Below are 20,844 nucleotides of genomic sequence, written 5' to 3'. Positions count from 1 at the left end.
CTGAGCGTCTTGGGAACGGCCCGGCGGCGCTCATGCGCGGGCTCCGGCCGGGCGTGCGGCCAGCACGGCCTGCGCCACCTCGGCAAAACCGGCGCCGCGTTCTCCCGAGGTCACATAGCGTGGACGCTGCGCCAGCTGGTCCCAGAAGCGCGCGACGTTGGCCACGCCCACGCTGTGCGGGAAGTGGCCGAACATGAGCGCGTCGTTGGTCGAGTCGCCGACATAGACCCAGCGGTCGAGCTCCGAGTCGAGGGTGCGGCCAAGCCGCTGGCGCACGATCCAGCGAGCGCCTTCGAGCTTGTGGTGCTCGCCGATCCAGCCGTTGATGTGGATGGAACTGACAGTGGCGTTGAGCCCGCCTTCGCGCATCAGCGCCACCACGCGCTGGATGTCGGCCTCGTGCAGGTGGGCGAACTCGCTGTGGTCGATGGCGATGTCGGTCTCGCGCCCGGGGCTGTCCTGCGACAGGCGGGCGTGCGGCAGCTCGGCCAGCACCCGCTGCGCCACCGCCTGCAGGCGGGCGAAGTTGGCGTTGCGGGTGGCCTCGTCCTGCAGCCAGTCCTTCTGCAGCGAACCGTCGGCGCCGCGCCAGAGCGCCACCGCGCCGTTCTCCGCCACGATGGCGTCCACCGGCCAGGCCAGCGCAAACGGCTCGCTCCAGCCCGCGGGTCGGCCGGTGATGGCGAACACCGGCAGGCCCGCGGCGCGCAAGGCGTGCAGCGCCGCCAGCGCGTCGGGCGTGATGGCGCCGTCGGTGGTCAGGGTGTCGTCGATGTCGGTGAGCACGCCGTGGATGCGCGCGCGCTCGGCCAGCGGCCAGTCGGAAAGCAGGGAATGGGTCATAAAGGCCCGCCAGTTTCGCAGATGCCCAGAATCGGCGCCTGCGGTAGAATCGCGGCCATCCGAGGAGCGTTGCAGCGCACCCCCGACCCCCCGGTCGGCGCGGTTCGTGAGGCTCGGACATCCATGCAACGACGCTCATCCACTTCTCTGTGCGATGGGCTTTTTTTTGTCCCCCTCTCGCCCGTGAAGTGGTTCATCAACCTTCAATGGAGCGAACCATGAACGCACGCATTCCCGCCGTCGCCACCGACTGCGTCATCGCCGACATCGGCCTGGCCGACTGGGGCCGCAAAGAAATCAAGATCGCCGAGACCGAGATGCCCGGCCTGATGGCCATCCGCGAGGAATTCGCGGCCAAGCAGCCCCTGAAGGGCGCGCGCATCACCGGCTCGCTGCACATGACCATCCAGACGGCGGTGCTGATCGAGACCCTCAAGGCCCTGGGCGCCGACGTGCGCTGGGCCTCGTGCAACATCTTCTCCACCCAGGACCACGCCGCCGCCGCGATTGCCGCCGCCGGCACGCCGGTTTTCGCCGTCAAGGGCGAGACCCTGGTGGACTACTGGGACTACACCCACCGCATCTTCGATTTCGGCCCCAAGGGCAGCGAAGGCGAGGGCCCGAACATGATCCTGGACGACGGTGGCGACGCCACGCTGCTGATGCACCTGGGCAAGCGTGCTGAAAAGGACGCTTCCGTGCTGGCCAACCCCGGCAGCGAGGAAGAGCGCATCCTGTTCGCCGCCATCAAGGCCAAGCTGGCCGAAGACAGCACCTGGTACAGCCGCAAGAGCGCCCAGATCATCGGTGTGACCGAAGAGACCACCACCGGCGTGCACCGCCTCAAGGAAATGTCGGCCAAGGGCACGCTGATGTTCCGCGCCATCAACGTCAACGACTCGGTGACCAAGAGCAAGTTCGACAACCTCTACGGCTGCCGCGAATCGCTGGTGGACGGCATCAAGCGCGCCACCGACGTCATGATCGCTGGCAAGGTGGCTGTGGTCGCTGGCTATGGCGACGTGGGCAAGGGCTCGGCCCAGGCCCTGCGCGCCCTGAGCGCCCAGGTGTGGGTGACCGAGATCGACCCCATCAACGCCCTGCAGGCCGCGATGGAAGGCTTCAAGGTCGTGACCATGGAATGGGCGGCCGACAAGGCCGACATCTTCGTGACCACCACCGGCAACCGCGACGTGATCACCTACGAGCACATGGCCGCGATGAAGGACCAGTCCATCGTCTGCAACATCGGTCACTTCGACAACGAGATCCAGGTCGCCAAGCTGGAAGAGAAATGCCAGTGGGAAGAGATCAAGCCCCAGGTCGATCACGTGATCTTCCCGGACGGCAAGCGCATCATCCTGCTGGCCAAGGGACGCCTGGTGAACCTGGGTTGCGGCACCGGCCACCCCAGCTTCGTGATGTCCAACTCCTTCGCGAACCAGACCATCGCCCAGATCGAGCTGTTCACGCACCCCGAAGGCTACGACGTGGGCAAGGTCTACGTGCTGCCCAAGCACCTGGACGAGAAGGTCGCCCGCCTGCACCTGAAGAAGGTCGGCGCCATGCTGACCGAGCTGAGCGACGAGCAGGCGGCCTACATCGGCGTGCCCAAGCAGGGTCCGTACAAGCCCGATACGTACCGGTATTGATCACCGATGCGCGCTGACCAGTTGCTCGTTGATCGGGGGCTGGCCGCGTCGCGCTCGCAGGCCCAGCGGCTGATCGCCGCGGGCGTGCGCTGGCGCCTGCCTGGCGGCGACTGGAAGGCCGTGGCCAAGAACGGCGAAGAGCTGCGCGAGACGGCGGAACTGCAACTGCTGGACACGGCGGAGTCGCGCTTCGTCTCGCGCGGCGGGCTCAAGCTCGACGGCGCACTGGCGCACTGCGGGATCGACGTGACCGGCCTGCGCTGCCTCGACGTGGGACAGAGCAGCGGCGGCTTCACCGACTGCCTGCTGCAGCGCGGCGCGGCGCAGGTGGTGGGCGTGGACGTTGGCCAAGGCCAGCTGCATCCGAAGCTGCGCGCCGACAAGCGCGTGGTCTGCATCGAGAAGTGCAACGCGCGCGAGCTGACGGCGGCGCAACTGGCGGCGCTGGGTGGAGACACGGCGGCCGCGCCCTTCGACCTGGTGGTGGGCGATCTGTCCTTCATCTCGCAGACCCTGGTGTGGCCGGCCCTCGTGCCGCTGCTCAAGCCGGGCGCCAGCTTGCTGATGCTGGTCAAGCCGCAGTTCGAACTGCAGCCCGAACACATCGGCAAAGGCGGGCTGGTGAAAGACACCGCGAGCCACGCGCTCGTGCAACAACGCATCGCACAGGCCTGCGACGACAACGGCCTGCGACTGCGGGACTATTTTGAAAGCGCCATCACCGGCGGTGATGGCAACCGGGAGTTCTTCGTATGGGCCTGCCCCTGAGTTTTGAATTCTTTCCGCCCAAGACGCCCGAGGGTGCCGAGAAGCTGCGCGTGGTGCGCCAGAAGCTGTATGCCCTGAAGCCCGAGTTCTGCTCGGTGACCTATGGCGCCGGTGGCTCCACCCAGAAGGGCACCTTCGACACCGTGCAGGCGATCCTCGCCGAAGGCGTGGACGCGGCCTCGCACTTCTCGTGCATCGGCGCCACCAGGGCCGGCGTGCGCGAGCAGCTGGCCACGCTCAAGGCAATGGGCGTGCGGCGCCTGGTGGCGCTGCGCGGCGACCTGCCCAGTGGCTACGGCCTGGGCGGCGAGTTCCAGCATGCGAGTGATCTGGTGACCTTCATCCGCGAGGAGACCGGACGCGACTTCCACATCGAGGTGGCCGCCTACCCGGAGATCCACCCGCAGGCCAAATCGCCCGAGGCGGACCTGCAGGCCTATGTGACCAAGGTGAAGGCGGGTGCCGACTCGGCCATCACGCAGTATTTCTACAGCGCCGACGCCTACTTCCGTTTCGTGGACGAGGCACGCCGGCACGGGGCCGATGTGCCGGTGGTGCCCGGGATCATGCCGATCACCAGTTCCTCGCAGCTGCTGCGGTTCTCGGACGCCTGCGGCGCCGAGATCCCGCGCTGGATCCGGCTGCGCCTGCAGGCCTTCGGCGACGACACCGAGTCCATCAAGGCTTTCGGGCTGGATGTGGTGACCGATCTGTGTGATCGGCTGCGCAGTGCCGGTGCGCCCGCGCTGCACTTCTACACCATGAACCAGAGCGTGGCGACGCTGGAGATCGTGCGGCGGTTGGCGGGGCAACTGCCTCACCACTGACGCCCGCCGAGACCTTTCATGTGGTCCCTGGGCAAGGGGAAAAGCTGGACAGAGGTGTAAGAAGATAATATCCATTGCTTGAGGGCCGGCAATGCCGACGCCTTCTGTGCCGACTTCACCCAGGGTCCATCCATGAAAAACAAGCAAGCACACTCCCCCCGGTCCGGCAACGCGCGCGCCAGGCGCCGCGATCTGCGTCAGGCGGCCACCGGGCTCGCGACAGCCTCCGTCCTGGCCGTGGGGCTGCCCGCTGCGACCGCGCTGGCCGGCACCGGCTCGTGTGTCGGGTCGGGTGCGATCACGGTGACCGATGCCCGCTTCGATGAATGTCAGCTGGAAACCGGTGATGCGCTCTCAGTCACCAGTACCGGAAGCATCACCGGAGATGGGAACGTGTTCGATACCGACGTGGGGGTGCGGGTGGTGCCTGGGCAGACCGGCATTCAGATCACCAACGACGGCAACATCGTGGGCAGTCCTTCCGATGGGATCTGGAACCAGGGCACGATCACCGAGATTACGAACCGCGGGCGCATCGGTGCCGGGTCATTCGCCTTGGGCGTTTACAACGACAACATTGGCACGATCACCATCCTGAACAACGAGGCGGGCGCCGAGATCCAGGCGGGTTCGGGAAGCACCAATGCCATTGAGTCCTACGGCACGCTCGGCACCCTCAACAATGCGGGGCGCATCCTGGGCGGGATCCGGGCCAGCAACACGGCGCTCAACCTGAGCGGCGGTTCGGCGCGCATCACGGGGCCGGTCAACATCGTGGGTTCGAGCGGCTCTGTCAACATTGTTTCCGGCGCCGTCTTCACCACCGAAAGCACCTTCAGATCCAGCCTGTTCCGCATCCAGTCGGGTGCGCGCCTGGTGGTGGGGTCCTCTTCCCATGTCATTGAGGCCTACTCCCTCACGCCGGACGCTTTCCGCAACGCCGGCACCCTGCACGTTCCCGAGGGCGTCCACGCCCAGATCACGGGCAACTACACGCAGTCCGGGGCCTTGCGCCTGGGGGCCAGCAGCTCCTCCAGCTTCGGACGCCTGACGGTGTCCGGCGACGTGGATCTGCAGCCGAGCGCCACGTTTGTGGTGGACGTCAACGGCACGAACACCCTCGCTGCGGGCGATACGCTGGCGGGTGTGCTGACCGCCGGGGGCGCCCTCACCAATGCCGCGCCGGCCACGAATGTGTCCGACAACAGCGCCTTGTTCAACTTCCAGTCGCAGACCAATGGCAGCCAGGTGGACCTGCTGGTCGAGGCTGCGGGCACAGACCCGGAGCCGCCCCCCGCGCCTCCCCCGGCTCCAGCCCCCACGCCTTCTCCGGGTGGCGGCGGCCGGGGCGGTGGTGCCGCACCCCAGCCTGCGCCCGCGCCCCCCCCTGGGCAAGGCATCGTGCCGGCGACCATCCGGGCGGGTCTGATCAACGGTGTACCGACCGCCCAGGTGCTGGATGGCTACATCCGCGGCGGGCGCACAGGCACGGACTGGGATGTCGTGGTGACGGCCCTGGGGCGTCTGCCCGACGACGCGTCGGTGGCGCGGGCCGTCGGGCAGGCCATGCCCTCGATGCATGGCAACGCGGCCCAGGCCCTGCTGGCACATGTCTCGAGCACCGGTTCGGCCGTGGTCGGGCAGCAGGCCGTGGGTGGTCCGGACGGCGCCGACGCGAAGCCCGGCACGGGACTCTGGGTCCAGCCGCTGAACCACCGGGTGGATCAGGACCGCTACCGCCAAGCCAGCGGTTACCGGGTGCGCACACAAGGTCTGGCGGGTGGTTACCAGGCGTCCATGGTGTCCGGCAGCACCCTGGGCTTCGGACTGGCTTACCTGGATGGCCGTGTGGACGGTCGTGACTTCGCGCTGGGGCACCGCAGCGATCTGGAAAGTGTCCAGGTGCTGGGCTACGGTTCCTACGATCTCTCGGCATGGCGCCTGCAATGGCAGGCCGACGCCACGCGCAGCTCGGTCAAGTCCGAGCGCAGCCTGGGTTTCATCGGACGCTTGGCAAAGGCCAGCTACCGCGGTCACGCCTCGCATCTGGGGCTGAGCATGGGGCGCCCCATGACCCTGGCCACCACCTCGGTCACGCCCTCGGTGGGTCTCGACTGGCGCCGTGCGCGCAACAACGCGTACACCGAAACAGGTGCCGGGGCGCTGGATCTGCGGGTCGCCGCCCAGAAGGCCGAGGAACTGGTCGCCAAGCTGGGCGTGGAGGCACGCCATCCGCTGGGCGGGCAGAGCCATCTGCTGGCGCAGGCCGCCGTCGGGTACGACCTGTCCGGCGGTCGCGACAGCACCTCGGCCCAGTTCGTCGGGGGTGGTCCGGTGTTTTCAACCCCCGGATCGGAGCAGCGGCGCACCCTGGCCGAGCTGGGGCTGGGTGTGGCCCACAAGGTCGGCGATGCCCTGGAAATGCGCGTGCACTACGACTTGAGCCTGCGCGGGAAAATGACCGATCAGAGCGTCAGCCTGCGTCTGGACTGGCGCTTTTGAAGCGCTGCGCGCGGTTCTTCGCGCCGTCTTTGCTGATGGCGGTGCTGGCGGGCTGTGCCACGCCGCTCGCCGGCCCGGTTCCAGCCGGGGCCGCCACAGACCCGCTGCCGGCGGTCGCGCCGGTGGTGCCCCACGGCGCCGCCATTCCCCCGACCCGCAACGGCGACACCCTGTCAGATCCCGCCGGGTCCGCAGCCACCGAACAGTCCGTTGACGGGGCGCGCAGCCCGGACGAGTCCCGCGACTCCGCAGGCGTTCTCGACAAGGGGCTGGCGTCCTGGTATGGCAGCAAGTTCCACGGCCGCCGCACCGCCAGCGGCGAACGCTACGACCGCCACGCCTTCACCGCCGCACACAGGACGCTGCCCTTCGGCACCCGCGTGCGCGTGCGCAGCGTGGTCACGGGCAAGGAGGTGGTGGTCCGCATCAACGACCGCGGCCCCTTCAAGCGCTCGCGCGTCATCGACCTGAGCCAGGCCGCGTTCAACGCGCTGGGGCTGCAGGGCCGAGGCGTGACCCAGGTCGAGTTGCTGCCAGAATGACCGGTTGTTCATCCAGCGCCCCAAGGAGACCCGCATGAAAATCGAAACCATCGCCGTGCACGGCGGCTACACGCCCGATCCCACCACCAAGGCCGTCGCCGTGCCGATCTACCAGACCGTCGCGTACGCCTTCGACAACACCCAGCACGGTGCCGACCTGTTCGACCTCAAGGTCGCGGGCAACATCTACAGCCGCATCATGAATCCCACCAACGGGGTGCTGGAGGCACGCCTCGCGGCGCTGGAAGGCGGCATCGGTGCGCTGGCCGTGGCCTCGGGCATGGCGGCCATCACCTACGCCATCCAGACCATCGCCGAAGCGGGCGACAACATCGTCTCGGCCTCGACGCTCTACGGCGGCACCTACAACCTGTTCGCGCACACCTTCCCGCAGCAGGGCATCACGGTGCGTTTCGCCGACCCGCGTGATCCGGCCGCGTTCGCCGCGCTGATCGACGAGCGCACCAAGGCCATCTACTGCGAATCGGTGGGCAACCCGCTGGGCAACGTGACCGACATTGGCGCGCTTGCGAAGGTGGCGCACGCGGCCGGCGTGCCGCTGATCGTGGACAACACCGTGACCAGCCCCTACCTGTGCCGTCCGTTCGAGCACGGCGCCGACATCGTGGTGCACTCGCTGACCAAGTACCTGGGCGGCCACGGCACCAGCATCGGTGGTGCGATCGTCGACAGCGGCAAGTTCCCCTGGGCCGAGCACAAGGCGCGCTTCAAGCGACTGAACGAACCCGACGTGAGCTACCACGGCGTGGTCTACACCGAGGCCCTGGGCCCGGCCGCCTACATCGCCCGCGCCCGCGTGGTGCCACTGCGCAACATGGGCGCGGCGCTCTCGCCGATGAACGCGTTCCAGATCCTGCAGGGCATCGAGACCCTGGCGCTGCGCATGGACCGCATCTGCGACAACGCCGTCAGGATCGCCAACCACCTGCAGGACCACCCCAAGGTGGCCTGGGTCAACTACGCCGGCCTGCCCGGCCACAAAGACCACGCGCTGGTGCAGCAGTACATGGGCGGCCGAGCCTCCGGCATCATCAGCTTCGGCCTGAAATCTGATGACGCCATCGCTGCCGGCACGCGTTTCCAGGACGCGCTGCAACTCTTCACTCGTCTGGTCAACATCGGCGACGCCAAGTCGCTGGCCTGCCACCCGGCCTCGACCACGCACCGCCAGCTCAACCCGGACGAAATGAAGAAGGCCGGCGTGAGCGCAGACATGGTTCGCCTGTCCATCGGCATCGAGCACATCGACGACCTGATGGCCGATCTGGAGCAGGCGCTGGCGAAGGTGTGAGCCACCGCCCGCGTGCCCGTGAAACCCGCTTCGGCGGGTTTTTTTCTGTCTCCGGGCTGCACCGGCCTTGATCTCGCGCGGCCGCCAGCGGCGTGCGCGTGGCATATTGGCCCTTGCTGGTCGCGGTGGCGCGGCGGCTTGTCGCAAGAACGAGGTGGACACATGGACAGACCCTGGCTCAGTCAATACCCGGCCGGGGTACCGGCAGAGATCGACGTTCACCGGTTTGCGTCGCTCAAGGACATGCTGGCATCGAGTTGCGAGCGCTTTGCCGACCGGCCGGCTTACCGCTCAATGGGCGCGACGATCAGTTTTCGCCAGCTCGACGACGCCAGCCGCGCGTTCGCGGCCTGGCTGCAGAAGGTGGCGGGTCTGCAGCGTGGCGACCGCGTCGCCCTCATGATGCCCAACCTGCTGCAGTACCCGGTGGTGCTGTTCGGTGTGTTGCGCGCGGGCATGGTGGTGGTGAACGTCAACCCGCTCTACACGCCGCGCGAGCTGGAACACCAGTTGAAAGACGCAGATGTCCGGGCCATCGTGGTGCTGGAGAACTTTGCGCACACGCTGGAACAGGTGATCGCATCGACCCCTGTGCGCACGGTGGTGACGACGCAGGTGGGGGACTTGCTGCCTGTGGTGAAGCGGCTGCTGACGAACGCCGTGGTCAAGCATGTGAAGAAGCTGGTGCCGCCCTGGCGGCTGAAGGGTGCGGTGGACTTTCGACGGGCACTGGCCGCCGGTCGTGCACAGACGCTGGACGATGTGCCGCTCCAGCACGGTGATCTCGCCTTCCTGCAGTACACCGGTGGCACCACCGGCGTGGCCAAAGGGGCCATGCTCAGCCACGGCAACATGGTGGCCAACGTGCTCCAGGTGGGTGCCTGGATGTCGCCCAACCTGAACGATGGCGAGGAGACGCTGATCCTGCCGCTGCCGCTGTACCACGTGTTCGCGCTGACCGGTGCGCTGTCCTTTTTCAGCAAGGGTGCGCAGGCGGTGCTGATTCCCAATCCGCGCGATCTGCCGGCCTTTCTGCAGGTGCTGCGGGAGACCCGCTTCACCGCGATCATCGGTGTCAACACCCTCTTTCGTGCCCTGCTCGATGCACCCGGTTTTGCCCGGGTGGACCTGCGCCCGCTGAAGCTGGCGGTGGCTGGCGGCATGGCGGTGCAGCAGGTGGTGGCCCATCGCTGGAAAGCGCGGGCCGGCGTGCCGCTGGTGGAAGGCTACGGCCTCACCGAAAGCGCGCCGGTGGCGATCGCCAACCCGGTCACCATCCCGGAGTGGAGCGGGCAGATCGGCGTCCCACTGCCGAGCACGGAGGCGGCCATCCTCGACGACGATGGCGCGCATCTGGGCATGGGCGAGGTCGGTGAAATCTGCCTGCGCGGCCCGCAGGTGATGCAGGGCTACTGGAACCACCCCGAAGAGACGGCCAAGGCGTTCATCGCCGATGGCTGGCTGCGCACCGGCGACATGGGGGTGATGGACGAGCGCGGCAGCATCCGCATCACCGACCGCAAGAAAGACATGATCGTGGTCTCGGGGTTCAAGGTGTTCCCCAACGAGATCGAGGACGTGCTGACCCTGCACCCCGGTGTGCAGGAGGCCGCGGCGGTCGGCGTGCGCGACGAGCGTTCGGGCGAAGCGGTCAAGGTGGTGGTCGTGCGCAGCGACCCGGACCTGACCGAAGCCGATGTGCTCGCGCACTGCAAGCAGCACCTGACCGGCTACAAGATGCCGCGCGTGGTGGCGTTTCGAAGCGAGCCGCTGCCCAAGACCAACATCGGCAAGATCCTGCGCCGCGAACTGCGCGACGTCGGGGCTGCAACGGTCCCGTCGGAACCGCCCGCAAACGCTTGACACCCGCTGGCGTCGGGTGGCCGGGCCTTGCGCCAGGCGCCGCGCTCAGCGCTCGTCGTAGCTCACCACCAACGTGTCGGTGGTCGGCCGGGCCTGGCAGCTGAGCACGAAGCCTTTTTCCGTCTCCCAGGGTTCGAGCGTGAAGTTTTTGTCCATGGTCACCGCCCCCTCCATCACCTTGGCGCGGCATGTGCAGCACACACCGCCCCGGCACGACCAGGGCAGGTCCAGCCCGGCGTTCAGCGCCACGTCCAACACGTGCTCGTCCTTGCCCATGCGCAGTTGGTGCGGCTTGCCGTCGAGCACCACGGTCAGCGCCACCTCGCCGTCGGTGCGCACGGCCGGATGACCGAGCACGGCGGCCTGGCGTTGCGCAGCCGGGAGCGCCTCCAGCGTCGGTGACGTGAAGCGTTCGGTGTGTATGCGGTCGGGTCGCACGCCAGCGTCCAGCAGCGCTTTCTCGGTGGCTTCGATCATGGCCTCGGGGCCACACACAAACACCTCGTCCATGCTGCCGACCGGCAGCAGTGCGCCGATGATCTCGCGCACCTTGTCACCGTCGATGCGGCCTTCGAGCAGGGGCACTTCCTGCGCCTGGCGCGAGAGCACGTGGATCAGAGTCAGGCGGTCAGGGTGGCGGTCCTTGAGGTCCTGCAGCGCCTCGTTGAACATCACGCTGGCCATGCGGCGGTTGCCGTAGACCAGGGTGAACTTGGCGTCGGGCGACTCCTCCAGCGTGCTGGCCATGATAGACAGGATGGGCGTGATGCCCGAGCCCGCCGCAAAGCCCACGCGGTGGATCGCGCGCGGCTTGTGGATGGTGAAGCGGCCGTCGGGGGGCATCACGCGCAGCGTATCCCCTGACCGCAGCTGTGTGGCCGCCCAGTTGGAGAACACGCCGCCTTCCACCGGCCGGATGCCCAGCGTCACTTCGCCGTGTGTCGCCAGCCGGCTGCGCGGGCTGCTGATCGAGTAGCTGCGCCGCACGTCCTGGCCTCCGATGTTTGCGCGCAGGGTGAGGAACTGGCCGGGCTCGAAGGCAAAGGTGTCGCGCAAGGCTTCGGGGATGGCCAGCGAGACGGCGACGGCGCCGGCGGCCTCGGGGTCGATGCGCGAGACGGTGAGGTCGTGGAAGCGGGCGGCGGCGGTGCTCATGGTTCAGTACGGCTTGAAGTAGTCGAAGGGTTCCCGGCAGTCCAGGCAGCGGTACAGCGCCTTGCAGGCCGTGGAGCCAAAGGGGGCGGTCTGCGTCGTGTTGTGCGATCCGCATTGAGGGCAGGGCACGTCCACGGGTCGCGCTGCATGGCGGCTGAACTGGAGCACGCCCGATGGCGCTGCTCGGCTGCTGCCGCATTGCGGCGGCGTGATGCCGTAGGCACGCAGCTTCTCTTTGGCGGCATCGCTCATCCAGTCGGTGGTCCAAGCCGGCGAGAGCTGGGTCACCACGCGGCCGGGCAAGCCGGCCTCGCGCAGCACGGTGACGATATCGTCCTCGATCTGGCCCATGGCCGGGCAGCCGCTGTAGGTGGGGGTGATGACCACCTCAGGCACACCGTCGCTGCCCTCGCGCACCTCACGCAGGATGCCCAGCTCGCTCAGGCTGACCACCGGGATCTCGGGGTCGGCCAGGTGCGCCAGCGCCCGCTCGAGGGCCTGCAGCGACGACTCGGTGGTTGCGCCCATGGTGTTCACCAGACCGCGGTCGGGTGGGCGCGGGCCAGGCTTTGCATCTCGGCCAGGAGAAAGCCCAGGTGCTCCGAATGCACACCCACGTGGCCCTGCGCCACATAGCCTTGGTGGGGCTGGTCGTGGCGGGTCAGCGTGGCCTCGCTCAGCGTCTCGTTGACCAGCAGATTCCAGGGCTCGCGCAGGGTGTTGATGTCCACACCCGTGCCGTCCTGCGCCGCTGCCTGCTCGGTCGGGCCGGGTTGCCAGAAGGCTTCGCAGAAAGGCAGCAGGTGGTCGATGGCGTCCTGCGCGCGGCGGTGCGATTCGTCGGTGCCGTCGCCGAAGCGCACCAGCCAGTCGCTGGCGTGCTGCAGGTGGTAGCGCACCTCCTTGAGCGACTTGGCGGCAATGCCGGCCAGTTGCGCATCCTTCGACGACTGCAAGCGGTCCCACACCAGCACCATCAGCGCGCTGACCAGGAAGTTGCGCGCGATGGTGGTCGCGTAGTCGCGCTCAGCCACGGCGTAGCCGACCAGCGGGCCGTGGTGCGGCAGTTCCATGATCGTGTGGTTGCGGAACTCGGCGGTGTCGCGGAAGTAGGCCAGGGTGTCCTCGGTCACACGGCCGTCCTGCCGCGCGCCCTGCAGGTGGGCGAATCGCTGCGCCAGTGCGCCGTCGCCGTTGATCAGGTCGGCCGCGTGCTGGTAAAGCAGTCGCGCCTGCCCGATCAGGTCCAGGCTGTTGTTGGCCAGGGCCAGGTCCTCTTCGAGGATGGGGCCGTGACCGCACCACTCGGCGTTGCGCTGGCCCAGCACCAGGGCGCTGTCGGCCAGATGGAGGATGTAGTCGACCGGCGCCTTCATCACATGTGCCCCACTTGGTCCGGGATCTCGTAGAAGGTCGGGTGGCGGTAGACCTTGTCGGCCGCCGGGTCGAAGAAGCTGTCCTTGCTGTCAGGCTCGCTGGCCGTGATGGCGGTGGACGGCACGACCCAGATGCTCACGCCTTCCTGGCGGCGGGTGTAGACGTCGCGCGCCATCTGCAGCGCGTGGCGCGCATCGCTGGCGTGCAGGCTGCCGCAGTGCTTGTGTTCCAGGCCCTGCTTGCTGCGGACGAAGACCTCCCAGAGGGGCCATTCCTTCAATGCCGGTGTTGCGTTGTTCATGCGGCCTCCTTCTGCTGACGTTGCTGCTGCTTGCGGGCATGGGCCAGCGCGGCCTCGCGCACCCAGGCGCCTTGCTCGTGCGCCTTCACGCGGGTGGCCAGGCGCTCCTTGTTCATTGGGCCGTGGCCATTGACGGTGGCCCAGAACTCGTCCCAGTCGATCTGGCCGTAGTCCCAGTGGCCGCGCGCCTCGTTCCATTTCAGGTCGGGGTCGGGCAGGGTCACGCCCAGCACCTCGGCCTGCGGCACGGTGGCGTCCACGAACTTCTGGCGCAGGTCGTCGTTGCTGATGCGCTTGATGCCCCAGCGCATGCCTTGCACGCTGTTGGGGCTGTTGTCGTCCGGCGGGCCAAACATGGCCAGGCACTTCCACCAGTAGCGGTTGACAGCGTCCTGCACCATGGCCTTCTGCTCGGCCGTGCCCTGCATCATCACCAGCAGGGCCTCGTAGCCCTGGCGCTGGTGGAAGCTCTCTTCCTTGCAGACGCGGATCATGGCGCGGGCATAAGGGCCGTAGCTGCAGCGGCACAGCGGAATCTGGTTCATGATCGCCGCGCCGTCCACCAGCCAGCCGATCACACCCACATCCGCCCAGTTGAGCGTCGGGTAGTTGAAGATGGAGCTGTACTTGGCTTTGCCACTGTGCAGCGCGTCCAGCATCTGGTCGCGGCTGGTGCCCAGGGTCTCTGCCGCCGAATACAGATAGAGACCGTGGCCGCCTTCGTCCTGCACCTTGGCGATCAGGATGGCCTTGCGCTTGAGGCTGGGCGCGCGGCTGATCCAGTTGCCTTCGGGCAGCATGCCGACGATCTCGCTGTGCGCGTGCTGGCTGATCTGGCGCACCAGGGTCTTGCGATAGGCCTCGGGCATCCAGTCGCGCGGCTCGATCTTGCCGTCGGCGTCGATCACGGTGTCGAAATGCGCCTGCAGCGCGGCGTCCTCGGCGCGGATGGGCGTCGCGCCGGCCTTGGGCGCGCCCTTGGCTTCGCCATCAGCGACGGAAAATGATTGGGTGTACATGCGCGTCTCCTGCACCCGCCAAGCGGGGTGGATGCGCAGTATAGGGAATTAGCCGACCGATCGGTTGGTTAATTCGCAGGGCGCGGATCGGGAATTACCCGTGGCCCGTTTCCCGGCTTCAGGCGCCGCCCGCTTCCACGGACTGCGCCTGGCCGCGGCCACGTCCCAGCAGCGTCACCAGCAGCGGCAGCGTGGCCTGCAGTTCGGCCTTCAGTGTGTGCGGCGGGTTGATCACGAACATGCCGCTGGCGGTCAGTCCCGGCCGCTCGCCGAGGGCCAGCGGGCCGTGGCTGATGTTCAGCGTGGCATGTAACCAGGGGCGTTTGGCGTGGTTGCACAGGGTCTTGAGCTTGCGCGGCAGGTCGTGCGCCTCGGCCCGGGGAATGATCGGGTACCACACCAGGTAGGTGCCGGTTGGAAAGCGCTTGAGGCATTCCTGTATGCAGGCACTCACTTTGGCGTAGTCGCTCTTGATCTCGTAGCTCGGATCGATCAGCACCAGCGCGCGTTTGGAGCCCGACACCGATGGCGGCGGGGGCAGCAGGGGTTTGAGGCCCTCGAATCCGTCTTGCATCGCGACCGCGATCTGGCGCCCGGCTTCGAGCTGGGCGATGTTGGCGTTCAGCGTGCGGCTGTCGGTCGGGTGCAGTTCGAACAGCTTGAGGCGGTCGCGTGCCTCGGTGCGCATCAGAGCCTGCATCACGAATGGCGAGCCCGGGTAGACGCGCAACTGGCCGTCCGGGTTGAAGCCTGCGATCAGGTCGAGGTAGTCATCAAGCGCCGCGGTGGACGCGGGCGGCGTGCCGGTGGCTGGCCGCATCGCCGCCATCAGCTTCACGATACCGTCTGCGGCTTCCCCGCCTTTTTCGGCGTAGTCGCCGTCCAGCCGGTACAAGCCGGCGCCGGCGTGGGTGTCGACCAGGGTGATGCCCGCCTCCTTCTTCATCAGATGGCGCAGGGTGGCCATCAGGGTGATGTGTTTGAGCACGTCGGCATGGTTGCCGGCGTGGAAGGCGTGGCGGTAACTGAACATCGGGCGATGGTAGCGCCGGCCGGCCTGTTACGGGCCCTATTTGCCAGCCGGTGGTGAAAAATCGTACAATGCTCGGCTTCGCAGCGATTTCGTGGCCCCGCGACGAAGCCACCAACACCACCTAAGAGCGTTCCGTCAGAGAACGACCGACCGTGGAAAAGGGTCCGCCAAACCAACTCGCAAGAGAAAACTCATGACCAAAACGTTCAGCGCCAAGCCCGCTGACGTGAAGCACGAGTGGTTTGTGATTGACGCAACCGACAAGGTTCTCGGACGGGTCGCCAGTGAAGTGGCCCTCCGTCTGCGCGGCAAGCACAAGGCCATCTACACGCCTCACGTCGACACCGGTGACTTCATCGTCATCATCAACGCAGCCAAGCTGCGTGTGACCGGTACCAAGAACACCGACAAGATGTACTACCGTCACTCGGGCTTCCCGGGCGGTATCTACGCCACCAGCTTCCGCGACATGCAGGCCAAGCACCCCGGCCGCGCGCTCGAGAAGGCCGTCAAGGGCATGCTGCCCAAGGGTCCTCTGGGCTACGCCATGATCAAGAAGCTCAAGGTGTACGGCGGCGCCGAGCACCCGCACACCGCCCAACAGCCGCAAGTGCTGGACATCTGAGGAGCCGACGATGATTGGTGAATGGAACAATGGCACCGGCCGTCGCAAATCCAGCGTCGCCCGTGTGTTTCTGAAAAAAGGCACCGGCAAGATCACGGTCAACGGCAAGGACATCGAACAGTACTTCGGCCGCCAGACCTCGATCATGATTGCCAAGCAGCCTCTGCTGCTGACAAACAACGCCGAGACGTTCGACATCCAGGTGAACGTGCACGGTGGTGGCGAATCCGGCCAGGCCGGCGCGGTCCGCCATGGCATCACCCGCGCCCTGATCGACTACGACACCGCACTGAAGTCCGAGCTGTCCAACGCCGGCTTCGTGACCCGCGATGCCCGTGAGGTCGAGCGCAAGAAGGTCGGTCTGCGTTCTGCACGCCGCGCCAAGCAGTTCAGCAAGCGTTAACACGCCGCTCACTGCCGCAACAACCGCCTTCAAGCTCGTCTTGGGGCGGTTTTTGTTTTTTGTGACCATCCGTTTCCTGAAAGGACCTGTCCGATGAGGTTGCGCCTTCTGCGCAGACGGTTGACGGTCAGTGCACCGCGCATGGCCATCCGCAGCACCATGCCCTGGCCGCTGCGTTGGTTGCTGGCCGCGGTCGTGCTGGGGTTCTCCGGGGCGCTGGCGCTCTGGGCTTTCGAGTTCGGCAAGGAAATTGCGGGGCTGGACCGCAACGCCAAACAGGAGCTGGAGCAGTTGCGCACGGAAGTGAGCCAACTGCGGGAGGCGCTGGGCAAGGCGCAATCGGTGGCCAACACCTCTGAGAGCTTGCTGACCACCGAGAAGACTGCGCAAGAGCAACTGCTGCTGCAGATCCGGCAGTTGCAGGCCGACAACCTGGCGTTGCGCAGCGATCTGGGCTTTTTCGAGCGCCTGATCCCAGGCACCGGGTCGGGTGCGCCGAGCATCCGGGGCCTCCAGATCGAACGGGTCGCAGAAACCCAGCTCAAGTGGCAGGTCCTGATGATCCAGGCCGAAAAGAATGCCCCTGACTTCAAAGGGCAGATGGAGATCAGTTTCGCTGGCACGCTGGATGGCAACCCGTGGTCGGCGCAGCATGCAGCGACGCCGCAGGCGGTCCTGATCAAGGGCTATCTGCGGCAGGAAGGGCTCGTGGACGTTCCTTCGCGGGCCGTGGTAAAAACCGTGACCGCCAGAATCCTCCAGGGTGGAGCCGTCAAGGCCCTTCACACCATCAAACTCTGATTCCGCCACACCGGAGCACGACATGTTCAACAAGAAGAAACAGCCTCCCATCAAAAGCCTGATCGCGCAGGGCACCCGGATCGAGGGCAACGTGCTGTTTCACGATGGCCTTCGCGTGGATGGTGATGTCGTGGGCGACATCCGTGCCAGCGACGAGCAGCCCAGCATCCTGGTGATCAGCGAGTTGGCCAGCGTGACGGGCCAGATCCACGCCGATCACGTGATCATCAACGGCACGGTCAAAGGACCGGTGTTCGCACTGGAACTGCTGGAGCTGCAACCCAAGGCCCGCATCGAGGGCGATGTGTCCTACAAGTCGCTGGAGATGCACCAGGGCGCCACCATTGCGGGCCAGCTCAAGCCCATGACCGGCGACCTCGAGGACAAACCCACACTGAAACTGGCGGCAAACAACGCCTGAGCACAATTCCGAGTGATTTGCCCTACCATTCGAGCTTGAACGTGTGAGCCCGGCTTGCACGCCATCGCCCCACCGTACCGAGGAACACCATGAGCGCCGTCGCCGAAACCACCCAGACCGAAATGCCCGCCCCGCTGATCTTCACCGACAGTGCCGCCGCCAAAGTGGCCGATCTGGTGGCTGAAGAGGGCAATCCGGACCTCAAGCTGCGCGTGTTCGTGCAGGGCGGTGGCTGCTCAGGCTTCCAGTACGGGTTCACCTTCGACGAAGTGGTCAACGAAGATGACACGCAGATGACCAAGAACGGCGTGTCCCTGCTGATCGACGCGATGAGCTATCAATACCTGGTGGGTGCCGAGATCGACTACAAGGAAGATCTCGAAGGCGCCCAGTTCGTGATCCGCAACCCGAATGCCACCACCACCTGCGGCTGCGGGTCCAGTTTCAGCGCCTGATACCTGCTGTCAGGATCGGCACAACAAAAAAGGGAGCCAATGGCTCCCTTTTTTGTTGGTTGGCGGACGCGACACTTACTCGGCGCTGGCCTGTTGAACGGTGGCCGCGGCATCAAGCTGCATGCGCATCGACTGGGCCACGGCGTCGAAACGGGCGCGGGCCGCCGGACTCACGGGGATGTTCTCGCTACGGCGGGCGATGGCCAGCGGATCTTGGTGAACGCCGTTGTCACGGAACTCGAAATGCAGGTGCGGGCCCGTGGAAAGCCCGGTGGAGCCGACGGCACCGATGAACTCGCCCTGCGCGACTTTCTGGCCCGCCCGGACGTCGATGCGGCTGAGGTGGCCAAACAGTGTGGTCTGGTTGTCGCGGTGCCGCACCTCGATGGTGTTGCCATACCCACGCTGCCAGCCGGCAAAGGTCACCACGCCGTCGGCGATGGTGCGGACAGGCGTGCCCGTGGGCGCCGCATAGTCCACGCCGAGGTGGGCCTTCTGCTTGCCGGAGATCGGGTGGAAGCGCATGCCGTAGCCGCTGCTCACGCGGGAGAACTCCAGCGGCGAGGCCAGGTAGGACTTGCGCGAGCTTTGCCCGTCAAAGCCGTAATAGGCGCCCTGGAGTCCGGGTTCTTCAAACCAGACGGCCTCGTGTTCGCGGCCGTTGTTGATGAACTCGGCGCTCAGCACGCGGCCGGCCCGAAGCGCTTCACCGTCGGCTTCCAGGCTCTCGTACACCACGGAGAAGCGGTCTCCCTCGCGCAGGTCGCGGCGGAAGTCGATGTCGCCGGAGAACATTTCCGCCAGTTGCACCGCCACGCTGTCCGGCAGACCGGCCTCGTCGGTGGCTGCAAAGAGAGAGCTGCGGATCACGCCGCTGGCCAGCCGCGACTGGACGTTCAGCTCACCACTCTCAACGCGGGAGCTGAAGCTGCCGCCCTGGCGTTCGATTACCAGGCGCTGGAAAACGCGACCGTCGTCCGGCAGCCAGCGCGCGGTCAGACGGATCAGTTCCTGCCGGCTGTTGGCTTCCACCGTGACCAGTTTGCCTGCCCGGCCAGCGAACAGTTGGTGCGCGTTGCTGTCGCTGCGCAACATGGCGGCCGCCGCAGCATCGCTCACGCCGAGGCGTTGCAGCAGGCTCTGAGGGGTGTCGTCGCGCCGAAGGGTGTCGCTGCGAAAGAGCGACCAAGCATCAAGCGAGGCGCCTTCGAGGGGGGCGAACGGTTGGGACTGGATTTCTTCGACCACCTGCTGCACGGGCAGAAGGGACGCGTCCGGAGCCAGCGGGGCAATGCCGAACGCCGTGACGCCGGTGCCCAGCAGCAGCACACCGATGCCCGCCATCACGCGGCGGGGATGACTTGTAAGGCTGGACAGCAAGGAATTGCTGGTGGATCGCGCCAGGGTGGGCAGTCTGTTGTTGTGGTGCGTGAGCTTCAAAATCGGTGTCCGGCAAAAAGCGGCGAACGAAGCCGCCTGGCGTCAGAAGAACCTGCCCTTGTTCGGTTGCCATGGAGCAGACCCAGGGCGCGGGCCCACTAAAATCCGGGCTCGCCAAACCTACAATTGTAGCCCCGAGAGGGGTGTCTGCATCTGAAAAAACCCTTATGAATCACAGCGATACCGATGTTTCAGGCGTGTCTTTGCCGGTCGGCGGAGGCCTCCAGCCGACGGACGGTGTCCGCGAGGCGCTGGCGGTGACGTTGAGGGGATGCGACGAACTGATTCCCCAGGACGACTGGGTGAAAAAGCTGGCGAAGTCGGAGCAGACCGGCGTGCCGCTGCGCATCAAGCTGGGACTGGACCCGACGGCACCGGACATCCACATCGGTCACACGGTGGTGCTCAACAAGATGCGCCAGCTGCAGGACCTGGGTCACCAGGTCATCTTCCTGATTGGCGACTTCACCAGCCTGATCGGCGACCCTTCCGGCCGCAACAGCACCCGCCCGCCGCTCACGCCCGAGCAGATCAAGGCCAACGCCGAAACCTATTACAAGCAGGCCAGCCTGGTACTGGACCCCGCAAAAACCGAGATCCGTTACAACAGTGAGTGGTCGCTACCGTTGGGTTCGATGGGCATGATCCAGCTGGCCGCCAAGTACACGGTGGCGCGCATGATGGAGCGCAACGACTTCCACCAGCGCTTCACCGCCGGCACGCCGATCAGCGTGCACGAGTTCCTGTACCCGCTGATGCAGGGCTATGACTCGGTGGCGCTCAAGGCCGACTTGGAGCTGGGCGGCACGGACCAGAAGTTCAACCTGCTGATGGGCCGCCACCTGCAGCAGGAGTACGGCCAGGAGCCGCAGTGCATCCTGACGATGCCGCTGCTCGAAGGCCTGGACGGCGTCGAGAAGATGTCCAAGTCCAAGAACAACTACATCGGCATCACCGAAGAGCCCAACACCATGTTCGCCAAGGTGCTGTCGATTTCGGACACGCTGATGTGGCGCTGGTACACGCTGCTGTCGTTCAAGTCGATGGCCGAAATCGAGGCGCTGAAGAAGGAAGTCGAGGGCGGCCGCAACCCCAAGGACGCGAAGGTGATGCTGGCCAAGGAGATCACGGCGCGATTCCACAGCGCGGCGGCGGCCGAGGCGGCCGAGCAGGATTTCATCAATCGCAGCAAGGGCGGGGTGCCGGATCAGATTCCTGAAGTGACTTTGTCGGGCGCGCCGATGGGCGTGGCGGCGTTGCTGAATGCCGCTGGTCTGGTGGCGTCGAATGGCGAAGGCAACCGGTTGATAGACGGCGGCGGTGTGCGCATCGACTCGTCGGTGGTCAGCGACAAGGGGCTGAAGCTGGGCGCAGGTGTGTACGTGGTGCAGGTGGGCAAGCGGAAGTTCGCTCGCGTCACGCTGACGTAAACCAGTACCTCGCGGGATCGGGGCGCCAGCGCGCTCTATTCCGTTCGTGTCCCCCGGACCGGCTGCGCCGGTCCT

Annotated in this window: 21 protein-coding genes and 1 riboswitch; of the genes, 13 read left to right on the top strand and 8 right to left on the bottom strand. The window is 66.4% G+C overall.

Features of this window, described 5'->3' with window-relative positions:
• Nucleotides 1–30: 30 nt before the first annotated feature.
• Complete coding sequence (locus HPS01S_RS10670; RefSeq protein WP_066155225.1) at nucleotides 31–843, bottom strand: HAD-IIB family hydrolase; 813 nt, start codon at nucleotides 841–843, stop codon at nucleotides 31–33.
• A 55-nt stretch (nucleotides 844–898) separates the two neighbouring features.
• Nucleotides 899–987: riboswitch (S-adenosyl-L-homocysteine riboswitch) on the top strand.
• A gap of 74 nt (nucleotides 988–1,061) precedes the next feature.
• On the opposite strand from HPS01S_RS10670, the gene ahcY reads away from it, so the two are divergent.
• The 7 genes from ahcY (at nucleotide 1,062) to HPS01S_RS10635 (ending at nucleotide 10,309) form a co-directional block, all read left to right on the top strand.
• Nucleotides 1,062–2,495, top strand: a complete 1,434-nt coding sequence (ahcY, locus tag HPS01S_RS10665; protein WP_066155223.1) for an adenosylhomocysteinase — start codon at nucleotides 1,062–1,064, stop codon at nucleotides 2,493–2,495.
• A 6-nt stretch (nucleotides 2,496–2,501) separates the two neighbouring features.
• Entirely contained in the window at nucleotides 2,502–3,263 is a 762-nt protein-coding gene (locus tag HPS01S_RS10660) for a TlyA family RNA methyltransferase (protein ID WP_066155221.1), read from the top strand.
• On the top strand, nucleotides 3,248–4,090 hold the full coding sequence (gene metF / locus HPS01S_RS10655) for a methylenetetrahydrofolate reductase [NAD(P)H] (protein WP_066155219.1): 843 nt from the start codon (nucleotides 3,248–3,250) through the stop codon (nucleotides 4,088–4,090). The genes HPS01S_RS10660 and metF overlap by 16 nt, the downstream gene beginning before the upstream one ends.
• Nucleotides 4,091–4,222: 132 nt before the next feature.
• Nucleotides 4,223–6,592 (top strand): autotransporter outer membrane beta-barrel domain-containing protein, encoded by a 2,370-nt coding sequence (locus tag HPS01S_RS10650; RefSeq protein WP_157576236.1) that lies wholly within the window; start codon nucleotides 4,223–4,225, stop codon nucleotides 6,590–6,592.
• Nucleotides 6,589–7,134, top strand: a complete 546-nt coding sequence (locus tag HPS01S_RS22365; RefSeq protein ID WP_303741006.1) for a septal ring lytic transglycosylase RlpA family protein — start codon at nucleotides 6,589–6,591, stop codon at nucleotides 7,132–7,134. Before HPS01S_RS10650 ends, HPS01S_RS22365 begins: the two co-directional genes overlap by 4 nt.
• 34 nt (nucleotides 7,135–7,168) lie before the next feature.
• On the top strand, nucleotides 7,169–8,446 hold the full coding sequence (locus HPS01S_RS10640) for an O-acetylhomoserine aminocarboxypropyltransferase/cysteine synthase family protein (protein ID WP_066155212.1): 1,278 nt from the start codon (nucleotides 7,169–7,171) through the stop codon (nucleotides 8,444–8,446).
• A 162-nt stretch (nucleotides 8,447–8,608) separates the two neighbouring features.
• Nucleotides 8,609–10,309: an AMP-binding protein gene (locus HPS01S_RS10635; RefSeq protein WP_066155210.1), complete on the top strand. Its 1,701-nt coding sequence runs from the start codon at nucleotides 8,609–8,611 to the stop codon at nucleotides 10,307–10,309.
• 45 nt (nucleotides 10,310–10,354) lie between these two features.
• Here the strand turns inward: HPS01S_RS10635 and HPS01S_RS10630 are convergent, their stop codons facing one another.
• From HPS01S_RS10630 to HPS01S_RS10605, 6 genes are all read right to left on the bottom strand, one after another.
• Nucleotides 10,355–11,464: a 2Fe-2S iron-sulfur cluster-binding protein gene (locus HPS01S_RS10630; RefSeq protein ID WP_066155207.1), complete on the bottom strand. Its 1,110-nt coding sequence runs from the start codon at nucleotides 11,462–11,464 to the stop codon at nucleotides 10,355–10,357.
• A 3-nt stretch (nucleotides 11,465–11,467) separates the two neighbouring features.
• Nucleotides 11,468–11,992, bottom strand: coding sequence for a 1,2-phenylacetyl-CoA epoxidase subunit PaaD (gene paaD / locus HPS01S_RS10625; protein ID WP_066155430.1), 525 nt, complete (start codon nucleotides 11,990–11,992; stop codon nucleotides 11,468–11,470).
• A 5-nt stretch (nucleotides 11,993–11,997) separates the two neighbouring features.
• A complete protein-coding gene (gene paaC / locus HPS01S_RS10620; protein ID WP_066155204.1) occupies nucleotides 11,998–12,840 on the bottom strand; it encodes a 1,2-phenylacetyl-CoA epoxidase subunit PaaC in 843 nt (280 codons plus the stop codon).
• Complete coding sequence (gene paaB, locus HPS01S_RS10615; RefSeq protein ID WP_066155201.1) at nucleotides 12,840–13,142, bottom strand: 1,2-phenylacetyl-CoA epoxidase subunit PaaB; 303 nt, start codon at nucleotides 13,140–13,142, stop codon at nucleotides 12,840–12,842. Before paaB ends, paaC begins: the two co-directional genes overlap by 1 nt.
• Entirely contained in the window at nucleotides 13,139–14,161 is a 1,023-nt protein-coding gene (gene paaA / locus HPS01S_RS10610) for a 1,2-phenylacetyl-CoA epoxidase subunit PaaA (protein WP_066155195.1), read from the bottom strand. Before paaA ends, paaB begins: the two co-directional genes overlap by 4 nt.
• A gap of 118 nt (nucleotides 14,162–14,279) precedes the next feature.
• On the bottom strand, nucleotides 14,280–15,194 hold the full coding sequence (locus HPS01S_RS10605; RefSeq protein ID WP_066155192.1) for a 23S rRNA (adenine(2030)-N(6))-methyltransferase RlmJ: 915 nt from the start codon (nucleotides 15,192–15,194) through the stop codon (nucleotides 14,280–14,282).
• Nucleotides 15,195–15,387: 193 nt separating this feature from the next.
• Between HPS01S_RS10605 and rplM the strand changes: the two genes are divergently transcribed.
• The 5 genes from rplM to erpA all read left to right on the top strand — a co-directional run bounded on the left by rplM (nucleotide 15,388) and on the right by erpA (nucleotide 17,899).
• Nucleotides 15,388–15,819, top strand: coding sequence for a 50S ribosomal protein L13 (gene rplM, locus HPS01S_RS10600; RefSeq protein WP_066155189.1), 432 nt, complete (start codon nucleotides 15,388–15,390; stop codon nucleotides 15,817–15,819).
• Nucleotides 15,820–15,829: 10 nt separating this feature from the next.
• Nucleotides 15,830–16,222, top strand: coding sequence for a 30S ribosomal protein S9 (gene rpsI, locus HPS01S_RS10595; RefSeq protein WP_066155186.1), 393 nt, complete (start codon nucleotides 15,830–15,832; stop codon nucleotides 16,220–16,222).
• A gap of 141 nt (nucleotides 16,223–16,363) precedes the next feature.
• Complete coding sequence (locus tag HPS01S_RS10590; RefSeq protein WP_307173696.1) at nucleotides 16,364–17,023, top strand: DUF6776 family protein; 660 nt, start codon at nucleotides 16,364–16,366, stop codon at nucleotides 17,021–17,023.
• A gap of 22 nt (nucleotides 17,024–17,045) precedes the next feature.
• On the top strand, nucleotides 17,046–17,444 hold the full coding sequence (locus tag HPS01S_RS10585) for a bactofilin family protein (RefSeq protein WP_066155179.1): 399 nt from the start codon (nucleotides 17,046–17,048) through the stop codon (nucleotides 17,442–17,444).
• Nucleotides 17,445–17,533: 89 nt separating this feature from the next.
• Nucleotides 17,534–17,899, top strand: coding sequence for an iron-sulfur cluster insertion protein ErpA (erpA, locus tag HPS01S_RS10580; RefSeq protein ID WP_066155176.1), 366 nt, complete (start codon nucleotides 17,534–17,536; stop codon nucleotides 17,897–17,899).
• Nucleotides 17,900–17,974: 75 nt separating this feature from the next.
• Here the strand turns inward: erpA and HPS01S_RS10575 are convergent, their stop codons facing one another.
• Nucleotides 17,975–19,339 (bottom strand): M23 family metallopeptidase, encoded by a 1,365-nt coding sequence (locus HPS01S_RS10575; RefSeq protein ID WP_371836596.1) that lies wholly within the window; start codon nucleotides 19,337–19,339, stop codon nucleotides 17,975–17,977.
• 167 nt (nucleotides 19,340–19,506) lie between these two features.
• On the opposite strand from HPS01S_RS10575, the gene tyrS reads away from it, so the two are divergent.
• A complete protein-coding gene (gene tyrS, locus HPS01S_RS10570) occupies nucleotides 19,507–20,769 on the top strand; it encodes a tyrosine--tRNA ligase (protein ID WP_079366629.1) in 1,263 nt (420 codons plus the stop codon).
• The last annotated feature ends 75 nt before the right edge of the window (nucleotides 20,770–20,844 follow it).

It is taken from the genome of Hydrogenophaga pseudoflava NBRC 102511 (assembly GCF_001592285.1).
GTDB classification, from domain to species: domain Bacteria; phylum Pseudomonadota; class Gammaproteobacteria; order Burkholderiales; family Burkholderiaceae_C; genus Hydrogenophaga; species Hydrogenophaga pseudoflava.
The sequence above is the reverse complement of the archived record's forward strand: the minus strand, read 5'-3'. Positions and strand labels throughout refer to the sequence as shown.

Excerpts from the sequence above, each read along its gene's own strand:
- HPS01S_RS10670 (WP_066155225.1), bottom strand. The coding sequence starts at position 843 with ATGACCCATTCCCTGCTTTCCGACTGGCCGCTGGCCGAGCGCGCGCGC.
- ahcY (WP_066155223.1), top strand. The coding sequence starts at position 1,062 with ATGAACGCACGCATTCCCGCCGTCGCCACCGACTGCGTCATCGCCGAC.
- HPS01S_RS10660 (WP_066155221.1), top strand. The coding sequence starts at position 2,502 with ATGCGCGCTGACCAGTTGCTCGTTGATCGGGGGCTGGCCGCGTCGCGC.
- metF (WP_066155219.1), top strand. The coding sequence starts at position 3,248 with ATGGGCCTGCCCCTGAGTTTTGAATTCTTTCCGCCCAAGACGCCCGAG.
- HPS01S_RS10650 (WP_157576236.1), top strand. The coding sequence starts at position 4,223 with ATGAAAAACAAGCAAGCACACTCCCCCCGGTCCGGCAACGCGCGCGCC.
- HPS01S_RS10640 (WP_066155212.1), top strand. The coding sequence starts at position 7,169 with ATGAAAATCGAAACCATCGCCGTGCACGGCGGCTACACGCCCGATCCC.
- HPS01S_RS10635 (WP_066155210.1), top strand. The coding sequence starts at position 8,609 with ATGGACAGACCCTGGCTCAGTCAATACCCGGCCGGGGTACCGGCAGAG.
- HPS01S_RS10630 (WP_066155207.1), bottom strand. The coding sequence starts at position 11,464 with ATGAGCACCGCCGCCGCCCGCTTCCACGACCTCACCGTCTCGCGCATC.
- paaD (WP_066155430.1), bottom strand. The coding sequence starts at position 11,992 with ATGGGCGCAACCACCGAGTCGTCGCTGCAGGCCCTCGAGCGGGCGCTG.
- paaC (WP_066155204.1), bottom strand. The coding sequence starts at position 12,840 with ATGAAGGCGCCGGTCGACTACATCCTCCATCTGGCCGACAGCGCCCTG.
- paaB (WP_066155201.1), bottom strand. The coding sequence starts at position 13,142 with ATGAACAACGCAACACCGGCATTGAAGGAATGGCCCCTCTGGGAGGTC.
- paaA (WP_066155195.1), bottom strand. The coding sequence starts at position 14,161 with ATGTACACCCAATCATTTTCCGTCGCTGATGGCGAAGCCAAGGGCGCG.
- HPS01S_RS10605 (WP_066155192.1), bottom strand. The coding sequence starts at position 15,194 with ATGTTCAGTTACCGCCACGCCTTCCACGCCGGCAACCATGCCGACGTG.
- rplM (WP_066155189.1), top strand. The coding sequence starts at position 15,388 with ATGACCAAAACGTTCAGCGCCAAGCCCGCTGACGTGAAGCACGAGTGG.
- rpsI (WP_066155186.1), top strand. The coding sequence starts at position 15,830 with ATGATTGGTGAATGGAACAATGGCACCGGCCGTCGCAAATCCAGCGTC.
- HPS01S_RS10590 (WP_307173696.1), top strand. The coding sequence starts at position 16,364 with ATGGCCATCCGCAGCACCATGCCCTGGCCGCTGCGTTGGTTGCTGGCC.
- HPS01S_RS10585 (WP_066155179.1), top strand. The coding sequence starts at position 17,046 with ATGTTCAACAAGAAGAAACAGCCTCCCATCAAAAGCCTGATCGCGCAG.
- erpA (WP_066155176.1), top strand. The coding sequence starts at position 17,534 with ATGAGCGCCGTCGCCGAAACCACCCAGACCGAAATGCCCGCCCCGCTG.
- tyrS (WP_079366629.1), top strand. The coding sequence starts at position 19,507 with ATGAATCACAGCGATACCGATGTTTCAGGCGTGTCTTTGCCGGTCGGC.